11 protein-coding genes are annotated in these 12,799 nt (G+C 66.1%); 9 read left to right on the top strand and 2 right to left on the bottom strand.

Features of this window, described 5'->3' with window-relative positions; translation table 11 throughout:
• Window positions 1-94 precede the first annotated feature (94 nt).
• The 3 genes from Q0K09_RS04180 to Q0K09_RS04170 are packed head-to-tail and all read left to right on the top strand — an operon-like array spanning window position 95 to window position 4,807.
• A complete protein-coding gene (locus Q0K09_RS04180; RefSeq protein ID WP_294473346.1) occupies window positions 95-991 on the top strand; it encodes a D-alanyl-D-alanine carboxypeptidase family protein in 897 nt (298 codons plus the stop codon).
• Window positions 991-2,778 (top strand): O-antigen ligase family protein, encoded by a 1,788-nt coding sequence (locus Q0K09_RS04175; RefSeq protein ID WP_294473341.1) that lies wholly within the window; start codon window positions 991-993, stop codon window positions 2,776-2,778. The genes Q0K09_RS04180 and Q0K09_RS04175 overlap by 1 nt, the downstream gene beginning before the upstream one ends.
• On the top strand, window positions 2,693-4,807 hold the full coding sequence (locus Q0K09_RS04170; RefSeq protein WP_294473339.1) for a WG repeat-containing protein: 2,115 nt from the start codon (window positions 2,693-2,695) through the stop codon (window positions 4,805-4,807). The genes Q0K09_RS04175 and Q0K09_RS04170 overlap by 86 nt, the downstream gene beginning before the upstream one ends.
• Window positions 4,808-4,962: 155 nt before the next feature.
• On the opposite strand, the gene Q0K09_RS04165 is transcribed toward Q0K09_RS04170, so the two are convergent.
• Entirely contained in the window at window positions 4,963-5,736 is a 774-nt protein-coding gene (locus Q0K09_RS04165; RefSeq protein WP_294473335.1) for an exodeoxyribonuclease III, read from the bottom strand.
• Window positions 5,737-6,051: 315 nt separating this feature from the next.
• On the opposite strand from Q0K09_RS04165, the gene Q0K09_RS04160 reads away from it, so the two are divergent.
• The 3 genes from Q0K09_RS04160 to Q0K09_RS04150 all read left to right on the top strand — a co-directional run bounded on the left by Q0K09_RS04160 (window position 6,052) and on the right by Q0K09_RS04150 (window position 8,912).
• On the top strand, window positions 6,052-6,579 hold the full coding sequence (locus Q0K09_RS04160; RefSeq protein ID WP_294473332.1) for a 4'-phosphopantetheinyl transferase superfamily protein: 528 nt from the start codon (window positions 6,052-6,054) through the stop codon (window positions 6,577-6,579).
• A gap of 78 nt (window positions 6,580-6,657) precedes the next feature.
• Entirely contained in the window at window positions 6,658-7,764 is a 1,107-nt protein-coding gene (locus Q0K09_RS04155; protein ID WP_294473325.1) for a UDP-diphospho-muramoylpentapeptide beta-N-acetylglucosaminyltransferase, read from the top strand.
• On the top strand, window positions 7,761-8,912 hold the full coding sequence (locus Q0K09_RS04150; RefSeq protein ID WP_294473323.1) for a lysylphosphatidylglycerol synthase transmembrane domain-containing protein: 1,152 nt from the start codon (window positions 7,761-7,763) through the stop codon (window positions 8,910-8,912). The genes Q0K09_RS04155 and Q0K09_RS04150 overlap by 4 nt, the downstream gene beginning before the upstream one ends.
• Here the strand turns inward: Q0K09_RS04150 and Q0K09_RS04145 are convergent.
• On the bottom strand, window positions 8,822-9,205 hold the full coding sequence (locus Q0K09_RS04145) for a metallopeptidase family protein (RefSeq protein ID WP_294473321.1): 384 nt from the start codon (window positions 9,203-9,205) through the stop codon (window positions 8,822-8,824). The two genes, Q0K09_RS04150 and Q0K09_RS04145, sit on opposite strands and share 91 nt — an antisense overlap.
• Before the next feature lie 372 nt (window positions 9,206-9,577).
• On the opposite strand from Q0K09_RS04145, the gene aroF reads away from it, so the two are divergent.
• From aroF to Q0K09_RS04130, 3 genes are all read left to right on the top strand, one after another.
• The gene (aroF, locus tag Q0K09_RS04140; RefSeq protein ID WP_294473318.1) at window positions 9,578-10,594 is read left to right on the top strand and encodes a 3-deoxy-7-phosphoheptulonate synthase; all 1,017 of its coding nucleotides are present in this window, start codon (window positions 9,578-9,580) and stop codon (window positions 10,592-10,594) included.
• A 28-nt stretch (window positions 10,595-10,622) separates the two neighbouring features.
• Window positions 10,623-11,465, top strand: coding sequence for a prephenate dehydrogenase (locus tag Q0K09_RS04135; RefSeq protein ID WP_294473315.1), 843 nt, complete (start codon window positions 10,623-10,625; stop codon window positions 11,463-11,465).
• A 181-nt stretch (window positions 11,466-11,646) separates the two neighbouring features.
• Window positions 11,647-12,789 (top strand): AI-2E family transporter, encoded by a 1,143-nt coding sequence (locus Q0K09_RS04130; protein WP_294473313.1) that lies wholly within the window; start codon window positions 11,647-11,649, stop codon window positions 12,787-12,789.
• The last annotated feature ends 10 nt before the right edge of the window (window positions 12,790-12,799 follow it).

The following is a 12,799-nucleotide window of genomic DNA, read 5'->3' as shown; positions in this document are numbered from 1 at the left end:
TTCAAGGAAAAATTGCGCCGTCCAGGGGACAAAAGACCCGCTGATTGGGCATGTTGACATGTTTCAAACAAGCCCTAAGAGAATGGGTGATTGTATGACGAAACGCCGCTCCAGCAAAAAAACAAATCACCGGCACGCGCCCAAGCCTCCCCGGAAGCGCCGCCGGCTGTGGCTGGCCGGATCTGCCGTGCTGGCCTGTTTGGCTGTGGTCTGTCTGGCAGTCCTCCGGCCCTGGCAGCCCCGGGTGGCCCTGCCGGAGTCCCTCACCGCCACCAGCGTGGTGATCCTGGACGGGGAGGGCAATCTCCTGGCGGAGCGGGAGGCGGACACGCCCCGCTCCCCCTCCAGCCTGACCAAAATGCTCTCCATCTATCTGGTCCTGGACGAGCTGGACGCCGGGCGGCTGTCCCTTTCCGACACCTTCACCGTCCCCCCGGAGGTGGCCGAGACCCGGGGGTCCAAATACGGCCTGCGGACGGGCCAGACCGTCACGGTGGAACAGCTCCTGGCCGGGACCATTCTCAGCAGCGGCTGTGACTGTGTCCAGGCCCTGGTCCGGCTGACGGCGGGGGACGAGGCCGCCTTTGTGGCGCAGATGAACCAGAAGGCTCAGGAACTGGGTCTGAAAAACTCCCACTTTGTCAACGCCACCGGGCTGGACGCGGCGGACCACTATATGACAGCCAGAGACCTGGCCACGCTGGCCTGCCGGCTGGTGGCGGACCACCCGGAATACATAGACTACTCCTCCCAGGCTGAGATGGAGATCGGCGGCCTCACCTTTCGGAATCTGAACCGCCTGGCAGGGGCGGACCCCCGGGTGCTGGGCCTCAAGACCGGAACCACCCTCATCGGCGGCAACAACCTGGTCACCTACGCCGAGGACGGGGAAAACGCCTGCTTCATCGTTCTGCTGGACAGCGCCAGTGAGACCCGCCGGTTCGCGGAGACAGAGGAGCTGCTGGACCTGGCGCTGGGAGGGGCGGCCTGATGGGCAGCCGGAGGGAGGCGCGGCGCAAGGGCCTGCCGCAGTTGCCAAAGGTCCGGGTCAACACCCCGCTCTTCTTCCTGCTGGCGGCCGTGCTGCTGCTCTTCGGCGGGTACTATGATTTTACCGCGCTGCTGGCCGGGGCGGTGCTGGCCCTGCTGCTCCTCCACGCCATCCTGCGGCGGGGGACGCTGCCGCTGCCCAGGGGTCCGGCGCTGTGGCTGCTGGCCGGCATGGTCCTGTGTGCCTTTTTGACCGCCCCTCTGGCCCTCAGCCCGGGCATGGCCCTCACCGGCGGCCTGCGGTGGCTGGCTGCCCTGCTCTTTTTCTTCTACGCCGCCACCTATACCGGAGCAGAAAAGGAGCTGATTCTGGACAGCGTCTCCTGGCTGGGGGCGGGAATGGCGGCGGTCTCCCTGTGCGTCTTTCTCGTCAACCGCCTCACCGGTGTCGCGGACGCCAACGGGCGGATCGACGGCTTCTTCCAGTATGCCAATACCTACGCCCTCTTCCTGATGATCTGCCTGCTGCTCCTGCTGCTGAAGGAGGAGCGGAAAAAACAGGACTATGGGGCCATGGCTCTTTTGGTGGTGGTCATCTTCCTCAGCGGCTCCCGGGGGGTCTTCCTTCTGCTGGCGGCCGCGGGGGGGGGCCTGTTCCTCCACGCCCTGGCGGCCCGGCGGCGGGTGCTTCCGGCCCTTTTGGGAGCGGCGGCCGCAGCGGCGCTGGGCGGGCTGGCGGTACTGCTCAGCGGCGGGCTGGTGCTGGACCGGCTGCTGGCCATCACCCTGGAGTCCTCCAGCCTGAACGGCCGACTCCTCTACAATCTGGACGGCCTGCGTATTCTGGCCGCCCATCCCCTGGGGGTGGGCCGGGGAGGCTATCTCTACGTCCAGCCCCTGTTTCAGACGGGGCCGTATATCCTGCGCTCCATTCACAACGAGTACCTCCAGGCCGCTCTGGACGGCGGCATCCTCTCCGGCGTACTGCTGCTGGCCCTGGCCGGATGGGTGGTGCTCCGGCGGGGGGCGCCCCTGCGGACGCGGGCGGCGGCGGCGGCCCTGGCCCTCCACGCCTGCATCGACTTCGACTTTCAGTTTTTCGGAATGCTCTGCCTGCTGCTTCTGCTGGGCAGCGGCGGAGCGGTCCGGGAGGTGTCCGTCCCCAGGCCCGCCCTGTGGGCGGCAGGCGGCCTGGCTGCCGCCGCGCTGGGTTTCTTTACCCTCCCCTATACCCTGTCCTTCTTTGGAAACAGCAAGGGCGCCTACGCCCTGTGGCCCGCCGACCTGTCCCTGGCGGAGGAGCGGCTCCAGCACTGCGCCAGCCTGGAGGAGGCCGGCGAGATCGCCGGCCGGATTCTGTCGGCCACCGACGCCTCCATGCTGGCCTGGGACTGTGCCTTCACCCTGGCGGCCCAGGAGGCTGACTACAGGACCATGGCCCAGTGCCGCTTTCAATATCTGCGCCTGAACCCATACCGGCCTGAGGTCTATGAGGAGATGACCGCTCTGCTGGAGAACGCCTGTGAACAGGACCCGGCGGGGCTTGGGGGATATAAGACGCTGGCGGAGCAGACTGCCGGGCATCTGGAGGAGGTGTATGCGCGAACCAGCCCGCTGGCCTACCGCATTGCGGACCGGCCTGATTTTTCGTTCCGCCCGGCGCTCCTTATAAGACTAGAAGAGATCGAAGAGAGGGAATATCATGAAGTGGAACAAAAAACTGCTCTCGGCACTCCTGACGGTGGTGATGGCTCTGACCATCCTGCTGCCCGCCGCAGCGGCGGCTGAGCTGCCTGCTGCCTACAGCCAGGCCAGCTACTACTCCATCGCCACCACGGCCTACTCCCGGATGCTCCTGTTCTACGACGGCGTGGTCCCCGCCGCCAACGCCTCCCGCCAGTACGGCCTGATCGACGTGACCGGCAATGTGGTGGTGGATTTCCAGTATGACAGGCTGGAATCCACCGGAGGCGGCTATTTTATCGCCACCAAGGGCGACCAGATGGGGGTCATCGACACCAGCGGCAATGTGGTCCGGCCCCTGTCCAACTGCCGCATCCAGATGCGCAACCAGATCATCGCCATCGCGGACGAGAACGGGGACTACACCTATCTGACCGCCGAGCTCCAGCCCTCCACCCAGGAAGCCTACTATGGCTCCTCCAACAGCCGGGTGACCATTGAGGGCTATAACTGGGTGGAGCAGACCGAGGACGGCTACTACCTGGCCCACGGCGGAAGCGGCACGGCCCTGCTGGACGCCAATCAGCAGGTGGTGATTCCCGCCGGCGCCTACGACTCCATCCATGCCCGGTGCGTAACCGGCGGCAAAACCTACTACGAGGCCAGCAGCGGGACCCAGACCTGCATTTTGGACAACACCGGCACGGTGATTGTGCCCATGGGCGACTACAGCTACATCGGCGGCGTTAACTCCAACGGCCTGGTGGCAGCCAGCACCGTCACCCGGAACGACGACGGCTCCATCAGCGGCTTCTCCTCCATCCTCTACAACCTCTCCGGCCAGGAGGTCACCCGCTGGACCGACCGCGAGGTGACCACCGAGACCTATTTCCGGGACTTGGCTTTCACCCTGGACGGCGAGAACTACGGCACCATGGATCAGAACGGCAACGTACTGGTCCCCAACCAGTTCTCCCTGCTGACCACCGCCGGCGACCTGAGCAAGGTGGTGGTGGGTGTGGACAACCCCGCCAACGAGTGGAGCTACCTCTACGGTATGTATTCCGCCGACGGCGCGGAGATCGCCGCCCCCATCTACAGTGAGTTCCGCATTCTGGGCGGCGACTACTTCCGGGTCAGCGACGGCGCCCACTACGGCATCCTCAACGGCAGCGGCAGCATCACCGTCCCCCTGGAGTACCAGGCGCTTCGGGTCTACACCCGGGACTTCATCGAGGCCGTCAACGACCAGGACGGCTCCAAGGTGATTACCGCCGACAACCGGGAGGTCATCCCCCAGTCCCTGGACAACCTCTATGTCTACAACGACCAGCTGACCTATTCCTACCACGAGTACCACTACAACACCCTCACCCTCTCCGAGGACGGCTATGAGGGGCAGGTACTCCCCTTCCGGGTGCGGACCGGCAGCGGCTACGAGACCTATTATGTGGACTCCAAGACCGGCGAATCCCTGGGCTCCCTGCCGGTGCTGGCCTCCAACATCACCTCTGACGGCCGGTTTGTCTATCAGGACGGCGCCTCCGGGCTGTACGGCTTTGGCCAGCTGACCTCCGGCTCCTTCCCCAACCCCTATGCTCCCGCCAGCGGCGCAGGCAGCGGTGCGCCCTCCTCCGGTACGCCCTCCTCCGGCGCCCCCTCCTCCCAGGGCCAGACGGCCTATGCCACCAGCTACTCCATCCTGGTGGACGGCCAGGCGGTGGCCTTTGACGCCTACGCCCTGCGGGATGCCGGCGGCAACGACACCAACTACCTGAAGCTGCGGGATGTGGCCTATGTCCTCAACGGCTCCGAGGCCCAGTTCAACGTAGGCTGGGATGTTGCGGCCAGCGCCATCACCATCCAGACCAGGACGGCCTACAGCACCCCCAACGGCTCTGAGATGAGCACCCCCTTCACCGGCGACCAATCCTATACGGCGAACCAGTCCACGGTGCTGGTGGACGGTGCGGAGACCGCCCTGGAGGCCATCACCCTCACCGACGCCTCCGGCAGCGGCTACACCTACTTCAAAATCCGCGACCTGGGGCAGGCCCTGGGCTTTGATGTGACCTGGGACAGCGCCGCCGGCGCCATTGTGATCGACACCACCAGACCCTACAGCGGGCGCTGATTCCGGCCTGGGCTGCGGCAGAACGCTCCCCCCGGCCCGGCTTCCGCCGGATGAGACACACCCCCGCCCATTTCATACGGGCGGGGGTGTGTCAGCGCTTGCCGGAACCTCATCAACGCGCCCAACCGGCGGGTCTTTTGCCCCGGGACGGGGATTTATTGGGACACGGCCGGCGTATCCGAGAGGGTCAGGCCAACGGGGCAGTGATCGCTGCCGTGGATCTCACTGAAAATTTCGGCCTTTTCAATGCGGTCCCGCAGGCGGTCGGAGACCAGAAAATAGTCGATGCGCCACCCCGCGTTCTTCTCTCTGGCCTTGAAGCGGTAGCTCCACCAGGAGTAGGCCCCGGTGAGGTCGGGGTGGAGGCAGCGGAAGGTGTCGGTAAAGCCGGCGGCGAGGAGCTGGGTCATCTTCTCCCGCTCCTCATCGGAGAAGCCGGCGCTGCCCCGGTTGGTCTTGGGATTTTTCAGGTCAATCTCCTCATGGGCCACGTTCATGTCCCCGCAGACCACCACCGGCTTCCGGGCGTCCAGGCCCTGGAGGTAGTCCCGGAAGGCGTCCTCCCACTCCATGCGGTAGGGCAGCCGGGCCAGGCCCTCCTGGGCGTTGGGGGTGTAGACCGTCACCAGGTAGAACGCTGGAAATTCCAGGGTGATGGACCGTCCCTCCCCCACATGGGCGGGGTCCCCGATGTCATAGGCCACCGACAGGGGCTCCCGTTTGGAGAAAACGGCGGTGCCGGAATAGCCCTTCTTCTCGGCGGAGTTCCAGAACTGGAAGTAGCCGGGAGTTTCAATTTCCGCCTGGCCGGGCTGCATTTTGGTCTCCTGGAGGCAGAACATATCGGCATCCGCCCCCTGGAAGTAGTCGAAAAAGCCCTTTTTGATGCAGGCCCGCAGGCCGTTGACGTTCCAGGAAATCAGTTTCATAGGCGATCTTCCTCCTAATTAGGATGTTAACGGCCCTTTTATTTTACACGACGCGGGGCCGGATTGCCAGAGAAAATCCCCCTTTTCCCAAAAAGGCGGTAACACTGGCGGAAAATCGTGGTAAACTAGGGCTTGTTTGAAAATTGGCGATGTGTCCGGCAGCGAGGGATTTTGGGCGGCTGGCAAGCAATTTTTTCGCAGGAATCCTGGCGGATTTCAAGGAAAAATTGCGCCGTCCAGGGGGCAAAAGACCCGCCGGTTGGGCATGTTGGCATTTTTCAAACAAGCCCTAAGAGAAACGGGGAGGGAGACCATATGCTGCGCCTGTTTTTTTCCGATACCGTGGAGGCCCACGCCCTCCTCCGGGAGGCCGTCCGGCTGGCCTGGGGGTGGGAGGGGCTGCCCCGGCTGGAGCGGGAGGCCTGGGGAAAGCCCCGGTTCCCGGCGCGTCCGGATCACCACTTCAATCTGAGCCACAGCGGGCCCTATGCCCTCTGCGCCCTGGGGGACATGCCGGTGGGGGCCGACGTGGAGCGGGTCCGGCCCCGGCGGTCCTTCCTGCCCCGAAAGGCCCTCTCCCCGGAGGAGTTTGACTGGTTCCAGGCCCTTGGGGGGCGCTGGGAGGACTTCTACACCCTCTGGACCCTGAAGGAGGCCCGGGTGAAGTGCCAGGGCTCCGGCCTGGACCGCCCCCCCAGGGAGATCGCCGTCCCTCTCCTCTCCCCCGGCGGCATTGGGACCCTGGGGGGGCTCACCTTCGCGGCCTACGCCGGGCCGGGGTGGCGGGCCGCCCTGTGCAGCCCCGGCGGCGCCGCTCTTCTGGAAGATTTTCCTCTTTCTTAAGGGGTTTTTAAGGTTCCGGATCGGGTTTTCTAAAGAAATCCAGGCTATACTGTCCCTTAGAAACAAGGAGGGACAGCCATGAACATCCTGATTCTCACCGGAAAATTCGGCATGGGCCACTGGTCCGCCTCCCAGTCCCTGCGCCTCCAGCTCCTGCGGGACCTGCCCGGCGCGGAGGTGACGGTGGAGGACTTCTTCGCCTACGCGCTGCCTGACGCCTCGGAGACCCTCTACAAGTGCTTCTCCCTGCTGGTCACCCGGGGCAGCGGTCTCTATAACCTCTACTACAGGGCCGCCGGCCGGGCCCCCCTCCGGGCCCGTCCGCCCCTGGAGGACTTTTTCCAGGACAAGCTGGGGGAGCTGTTGTGGGAGCGGCGTCCCGACGCCGTCATCGCCACCCATCCCTACTGCGCCCAGCTTGTCTCGGACTACAAGGAAGAGCTGGGCGCCGGCCTGCCCCTGGCCACATGCATCACCGACCTCTCCTCCCACCGGGAGTGGCTGCATCCCGGCGCCGACTGCTACCTGGTGGGCTCCCGGAGCGTCCGGGACCAGCTCATCGCCAAGGGGGTGGAGGCGGCGCGCATCCATGTCACCGGCATCCCGGTGCGGCCCCAGTTCCGGCCCCCGGCCGGCCGGGGGTCCCGTCCCCCTGGGGACGGGACCAGAAGGCTCCTCATCATGGGGGGCGGCCTGGGGATGCTCCCCAGGCGCAGCGGGTTCTATGAGGCCCTGGACGCCCTGTCCGGGGTGGAGACCACCCTCATCACCGGGGGCAACCAGAGGCTCTGTGACAAGCTGGCGGGGCGCTACCGGCACATCCAGGTGGTGGGCTTCACCCACCGTGTGTACGACTACATGGCCCAGGCCGACCTGATGCTCTCCAAGCCCGGGGGGATCACCCTCTTCGAGACCATCTTCTCCGAGCTGCCCATACTGGCTTGGGAGCCCACCCTCCAGCAGGAGCGGGACAACGCCCGGTTCCTGGTGCGCCGGGCCATCGGCCGCCTGGCCCCCCGGGACCCAGAGGGGTGCCTGCAGGCCATCCGGGGGCTCCTCTACGACGACGGGGCTCTGTCGGCCATGCACGCCCATATGCGGGCCCTCAGGGGGGAGCTGGAGGCCCAGAGTCTGGATCGGATTGTCTCCGCCCTGACCGCCGCCAAGGGGGTGGTCCGCCGGTGAAAGGGAGACAGAACTGGGGCCTGCTGGTGATCCTGGCCGTCATGGCCCTCTCCGGCTTTCTCCTGCTGCGGGAGCAGTCCCCCGCCAGCCTGCTGGAGGCCCTGGGGCGGGTCCACCCCGGATGGGTGGGGCTGGGGCTGGGGCTGATGCTCTGCTTTGTGGGCTGCGAGGCCCTGTGCTCCAAGCGCATTCTGGGCCGGCTGGGCCACCGCCTGCCCTACCGGCAGTGCCTGGGCTACTCCTTCGCGGGCTTTTATGTCAGCTCCATCACCCCCTCCTCCACCGGGGGACAGCCCGCCCAGATCTACTACATGTCCAGGGACGGCGTCCCCGCCGCCCACGGCTCCCTGAACATGCTGCTCCTTGCCGTGTGCTATCAGGTGGTGTCGCTGGGCTATGCCGTGACGGCCTTCCTGCTGCTGCCGGAGGTCCGGGCGGGACTGGGGACCGGGCTGGGGCTTCTGCTCCTCTACGGCGGCACGGTGACGGTGCTCCTCACCGCCGGGATGCTCTCCATGATGTTCCTCCCCAACGCCGCCCGGCGGCTCACCGGGGGCCTGGTCACGCTGGGGGTCCGCCTCCGGTTGGTCCGGCGGGAGGCCCAGGTCCGGGCGCGGCTGGCGCGCCAGATGGCCGAGTACCGACGGGGGGCGGAGTGCCTTCGGGCCAACCTGGGGATGCTCCCCGCCCTGCTGGGGCTTACCCTCCTCCAGCTCACCTGCCTCTACGCCGTCCCCTATGTGGTCTACCTGGGCTTCGGCCTCCGGGAGGCCGGCCTCTTCCAGGTGGCGGGCGCCCAGGCGCTGGTGTCCGTCGCCGTGGGGCTCCTCCCCCTGCCGGGGGCGGTGGGAGCCGCCGAGGGAAGCGCCCTGCGGGCCTTCTCCCGCTTCTTCGGCCCTGGACTGGCGGCCCCGGCGGTGCTCCTGGCCCGGGGCATCAGCTTCTACAGCTTCCTGCTCCTCAGCGCCGGAGTGACCCTGTGGGTCCACCTCCGCGCCCGCGGCAGAACGGCCCCGAAAGGCTGCGGCGCAGCTCCCGCCCCCCGTCCGGCTGCTCCTTACGGCTCCTCCCGCTCTGCCCGGAACGCCTCCAGAAAGTCCTCGTCCCTGCGCTCCAGGCCCCGCTCCCCGGCCAGACCCTCCATGTGATGGGTGAACTCATGGGCGAAGGTCTCCCACAGCTCGTCCTCCCAGTCCTCCTCCGTCCAGTCCTCCTGTTCCGCCAGCGCAGCGAAGGAGCCATAGTAGAGGTTGATATACCGCCCCATCATATCGTTGCAGTACTCCCCCAGGATATACATCTCGCCCGGGGGGAACTCCGGGTCGGCCTTGGCCTCCGGCAGCAGACAGACGCCGCCGTTGAGGTCCTGGTAAAACTCCGGCGGAAATTCCTCGGCCATCTCGTCCAAAAGCTCCCCCGCCTGGTCAAAGGTGAGGATCATGCAAACACCTGCTTTCTGTCCCGATTGGATTGTGTGGACCGCCTCCGCCGTCCCCGGCGGCAGGCCGCGCTGCAAACAGCATAGCATGGCCGGGGGGAAAAGGCAACCGCAGGCGGGGCAAAAATTCCTCTTGATTTTAACGGCAGAAAGTGATAAAGTGTCTCTTCAGAAGGAAGTGTTGCACGGTGAAGCTGTCCCTGTTTTTCAACCTGTATGGGTATTCCTATCCCCGTTACTATGGCTATGGTAGCGGCGCTTTGGCATGCCCTGGACAGGGATGAGCTGCGGGCGGCTTCTCTTCGATGACGCCGCGGCGGTCCGTCAGGGCCGCTGCGGCGTTCTTTACATTTTTACGGAAGGACGGAATGTGTTATGGTCGTCATTATGAAGCCGGGCTTCTCCCAGGAGGAGCTCCAGGGGGCCATCCGGTCCATGGAGGCCGGAGGCGTCAAGGTTATGGTTTCCCAGGGGTCCGAGACCACCATCCTGGGGGCGGAGGGGGACGCCTCCCGCATTGACCAGGAGAAGGTGGCCCTCCTCCCCGGAGTGGAGCGGGTGATGCGGGTCACCGAGCCCTACAAAAGGGCCAACCGGAAGTACCACCCAGACGACACGGTGGTGGACCTGGGGAACGGCGCCCTGGTGGGGGGCGAAAAGCTGGCGGTCATCGCCGGGCCCTGCTCGGTGGAGAGCGAGGGCCAGATCGTGGCGGTGGCCCAGGCCGTGAAGGCCAGCGGAGCCGCCGCCCTCCGGGGCGGGGCCTTCAAGCCCCGGACCTCCCCCTACTCCTTCCAGGGAATGGGCAACGACGGCATCCGCCTCCTCCAGGAGGCACGGGCCGCCACCGGGCTGCCCATCGTCACCGAGATCATGTCCACCAGCAACATTGAGATGTTCGAGATGTGCGTGGACGTCATCCAGGTTGGGGCCCGGAACATGCAGAACTTTGACCTCCTCAAGCAGCTGGGAAAGACCACCAAGCCTATCCTCCTCAAGCGGGGGCTCTCCTCCACCATCGAGGAGTGGCTCATGTCGGCGGAGTACATCCTGGCCGGAGGCAACGAGAGGGTCATTCTCTGCGAGCGGGGCATCCGCACCTTCGAGACCTTCACCCGGAACACCCTGGACCTCTCCGCCGTGCTGGCGGTGAAGAAGCTCTCCCACCTGCCGGTGGTGGTGGACCCCTCCCACGCCTGCGGGCAGGCCTGGATGGTAGAGCGTATGAGTCTGGCCGCCGCCGCCGCCGGAGCCGACGGCCTCATCATCGAGGTCCACAACGACCCGCCCCACGCCCTGTGCGACGGGGCCCAGTCCATTACCCCGGCCCAGTTTGACACGCTGATGGGCAAGCTCCGGGCGCTGGCCCCCTGCGTGGGCCGGACGGCCTGAGCCGGGCCGGAACAGGAGGTTTTACCCCATGAAAAAGCAGATTGTCATTCTGGGCCTGGGCCTCATCGGCGGGTCCCTGGCCATGGCCCTGCGGAGCTTTGAGGACTACGAGATTGTGGGCGTGGACCGGGACGGGGCCACCCTGGCCTTCGCCCGGGAGCACGCCGCCGCCGACCGGGTCACCGATGACGCCGGGGCCGCCATCCAGACGGCGGACGTGGTCTTTCTGTGCCTCCATCCCCGGGGCATCGTGGACTTCCTCACCGCCCACCGGGACCGCTTCAAAGCCGGGGCCCTGGTCACCGACGTGTGCGGCATCAAGACCGCCATCCTGGAGGCCGCCCAGATCCTCCCCCCGGAGGTGGATTTCATCGGCTGCCACCCCATGGCCGGGAAGGAGACCTCCGGTATCTTCCACGCAGACCCGGAGCTCTTCCGGGGGGCCCACTTCATCCTCACCCCCCAGAAGGGCAACACCCCGGAGCACCTGGGGCTTATGGAGCGCATCGCCGCCCATCTGGGCTGCCGGGACGTGGTGAAGACCACCCCAGAGCGGCACGACGCCATCATCGCCTACACCAGCCAGGTCATGCATATCCTGGCCGTGGCGGTGTGCGACGACCCGGATCTCTTCCAGTGCCGGGGCTTCGAGGGGGGCTCCTTCCGGGACTGTACCCGGGTGGCCGCCCTGGACGTGCCCCTATGGACGGAGCTCTTCTCCATGAACGCCCCCGCCCTCACCCGGGTCCTCCGCACCCTGGAGGACAACCTGCGCACCTACCGGGAGGTGCTGGAGGCGGGGGACCCCGCCGCCCTGGCCCGGAAGCTGGAGCGCTCCGCCGCCCGAAAGCGGCAGATGAACCTGGAGTGACCAACGGCGGGACGGCGGAAGTGTGGCGCTCAAACAGCCGGCGCCCCGGGTGCGGAAGCGGTTCCGCGCCCAGGGCGCTGGGAATCAGGGCTTTTTCGCAAATCTTAAACAGGACTCCATTGACTTGGACGGGCTGGAGATGCTATAGTGTTCTTACTGCATGATGAAATGGGGGCTGCCCATGGATAAGAAGCTTTTCCGAAGCCTGTTGCTGCTCATCACCTTTACAGTGGGCCTGATCTTCGTCATCGTCCGCTTTGACGACCTTTGGCGGTTTGCCGCCAATCTCCTGTCCAATTTTACCTCCCTCTTTGCCGGCCTGGCTATCGCCTTTGTCCTGACCCAGCCCTGCGCCTTCTTCCGGCGGCACCTGGACCGGGCCCTGGGGGGGACGCCGCTGGCCAAGGCCAGCCTCCCCCTGGCGGTGCTCCTGTCCTATCTGTGCCTCTTCGGCGTGGTGGCCGCCCTGGTGGCCTTCGTCCTTCCCCAGTTCACCAGCAGCATGGGGACCTTCCTCTCCAACTTGGAGCGGTATATGCGCCAGGCCCAGGTCTGGATCGAACGCTTTATGGAGTGGTTCAACGTGGAGGGTCAGGCCCTGGCCGGTATGGACCAGCTCCTGGACCGCCTGGACCAGGTGCTGCGGAGCGCCTTCAACGGCACCCTCTCCGCCGTCTCCAACGCAGTGCCCTTCCTGTTCAACTTCACCACCAACCTGGTGTCCATCGTGGTGACCAGCGTCCTGGCCCTGGTCTTTTCCATCTATATGCTGGCGGGCAAGGACACCCTCCTGGCCCAGTGCCGCCATGTACTCAAGGCCTATCTGCCCCCCCAGCTCTACGAGGTGGCGCTGGACGTCACCGCCCTGACGGCGGGGACCTTCAGCCGCTTCGTTACCGGCCAGGTCACCGAGGCCGTCATCCTGGCCGGCCTCACCTTCCTGGGGATGCTCCTGCTGCGGCTGGACTATGCCCCCCTGATCTCTGTCCTCATTGGGGTCTCCGCCCTGGTGCCCATTGTGGGCGCCTATGTGGGGGCGGCCACCTCCGCCCTGCTGCTGCTGATGGTGGACCCCATGAAGGCCCTGATCTTTCTGATCTTCCTGGTCTGCCTCCAGCAGTTCGAGGGCAACGTCATCTATCCCCGGGTGGTGGGCACCTCCCTGGGACTGCCCGGCATCTGGGTGCTGGCCGCCGTCACCGTGGGCGGCGGGCTCTTCAATTTCCTGGGGATGCTCCTCAGCGTCCCCGTGGCCTCCGTCCTCTACACCCTGCTCAAGCGGGATGTCCGCCGGCGGCTGTCCGGGCAGCCGCCGGCGCCGTGACCCTGCGCCT

It is taken from the genome of uncultured Intestinimonas sp., assembly GCF_944387725.1.
Classification (GTDB): domain Bacteria; phylum Bacillota; class Clostridia; order Oscillospirales; family Oscillospiraceae; genus Intestinimonas.
The sequence above is the reverse complement of the archived record's forward strand: the minus strand, read 5'-3'. Positions and strand labels throughout refer to the sequence as shown.

Coding starts and splice junctions, on each gene's coding strand:
- aroF (WP_294473318.1), top strand. CDS start 9,578: ATGGTCGTCATTATGAAGCCGGGCTTCTCCCAGGAGGAGCTCCAGGGG.
- Q0K09_RS04170 (WP_294473339.1), top strand. CDS start 2,693: ATGAAGTGGAACAAAAAACTGCTCTCGGCACTCCTGACGGTGGTGATG.
- Q0K09_RS04145 (WP_294473321.1), bottom strand. CDS start 9,205: ATGATCCTCACCTTTGACCAGGCGGGGGAGCTTTTGGACGAGATGGCC.
- Q0K09_RS04130 (WP_294473313.1), top strand. CDS start 11,647: ATGGATAAGAAGCTTTTCCGAAGCCTGTTGCTGCTCATCACCTTTACA.
- Q0K09_RS04175 (WP_294473341.1), top strand. CDS start 991: ATGGGCAGCCGGAGGGAGGCGCGGCGCAAGGGCCTGCCGCAGTTGCCA.
- Q0K09_RS04135 (WP_294473315.1), top strand. CDS start 10,623: ATGAAAAAGCAGATTGTCATTCTGGGCCTGGGCCTCATCGGCGGGTCC.
- Q0K09_RS04160 (WP_294473332.1), top strand. CDS start 6,052: ATGCTGCGCCTGTTTTTTTCCGATACCGTGGAGGCCCACGCCCTCCTC.
- Q0K09_RS04180 (WP_294473346.1), top strand. CDS start 95: ATGACGAAACGCCGCTCCAGCAAAAAAACAAATCACCGGCACGCGCCC.
- Q0K09_RS04165 (WP_294473335.1), bottom strand. CDS start 5,736: ATGAAACTGATTTCCTGGAACGTCAACGGCCTGCGGGCCTGCATCAAA.
- Q0K09_RS04155 (WP_294473325.1), top strand. CDS start 6,658: ATGAACATCCTGATTCTCACCGGAAAATTCGGCATGGGCCACTGGTCC.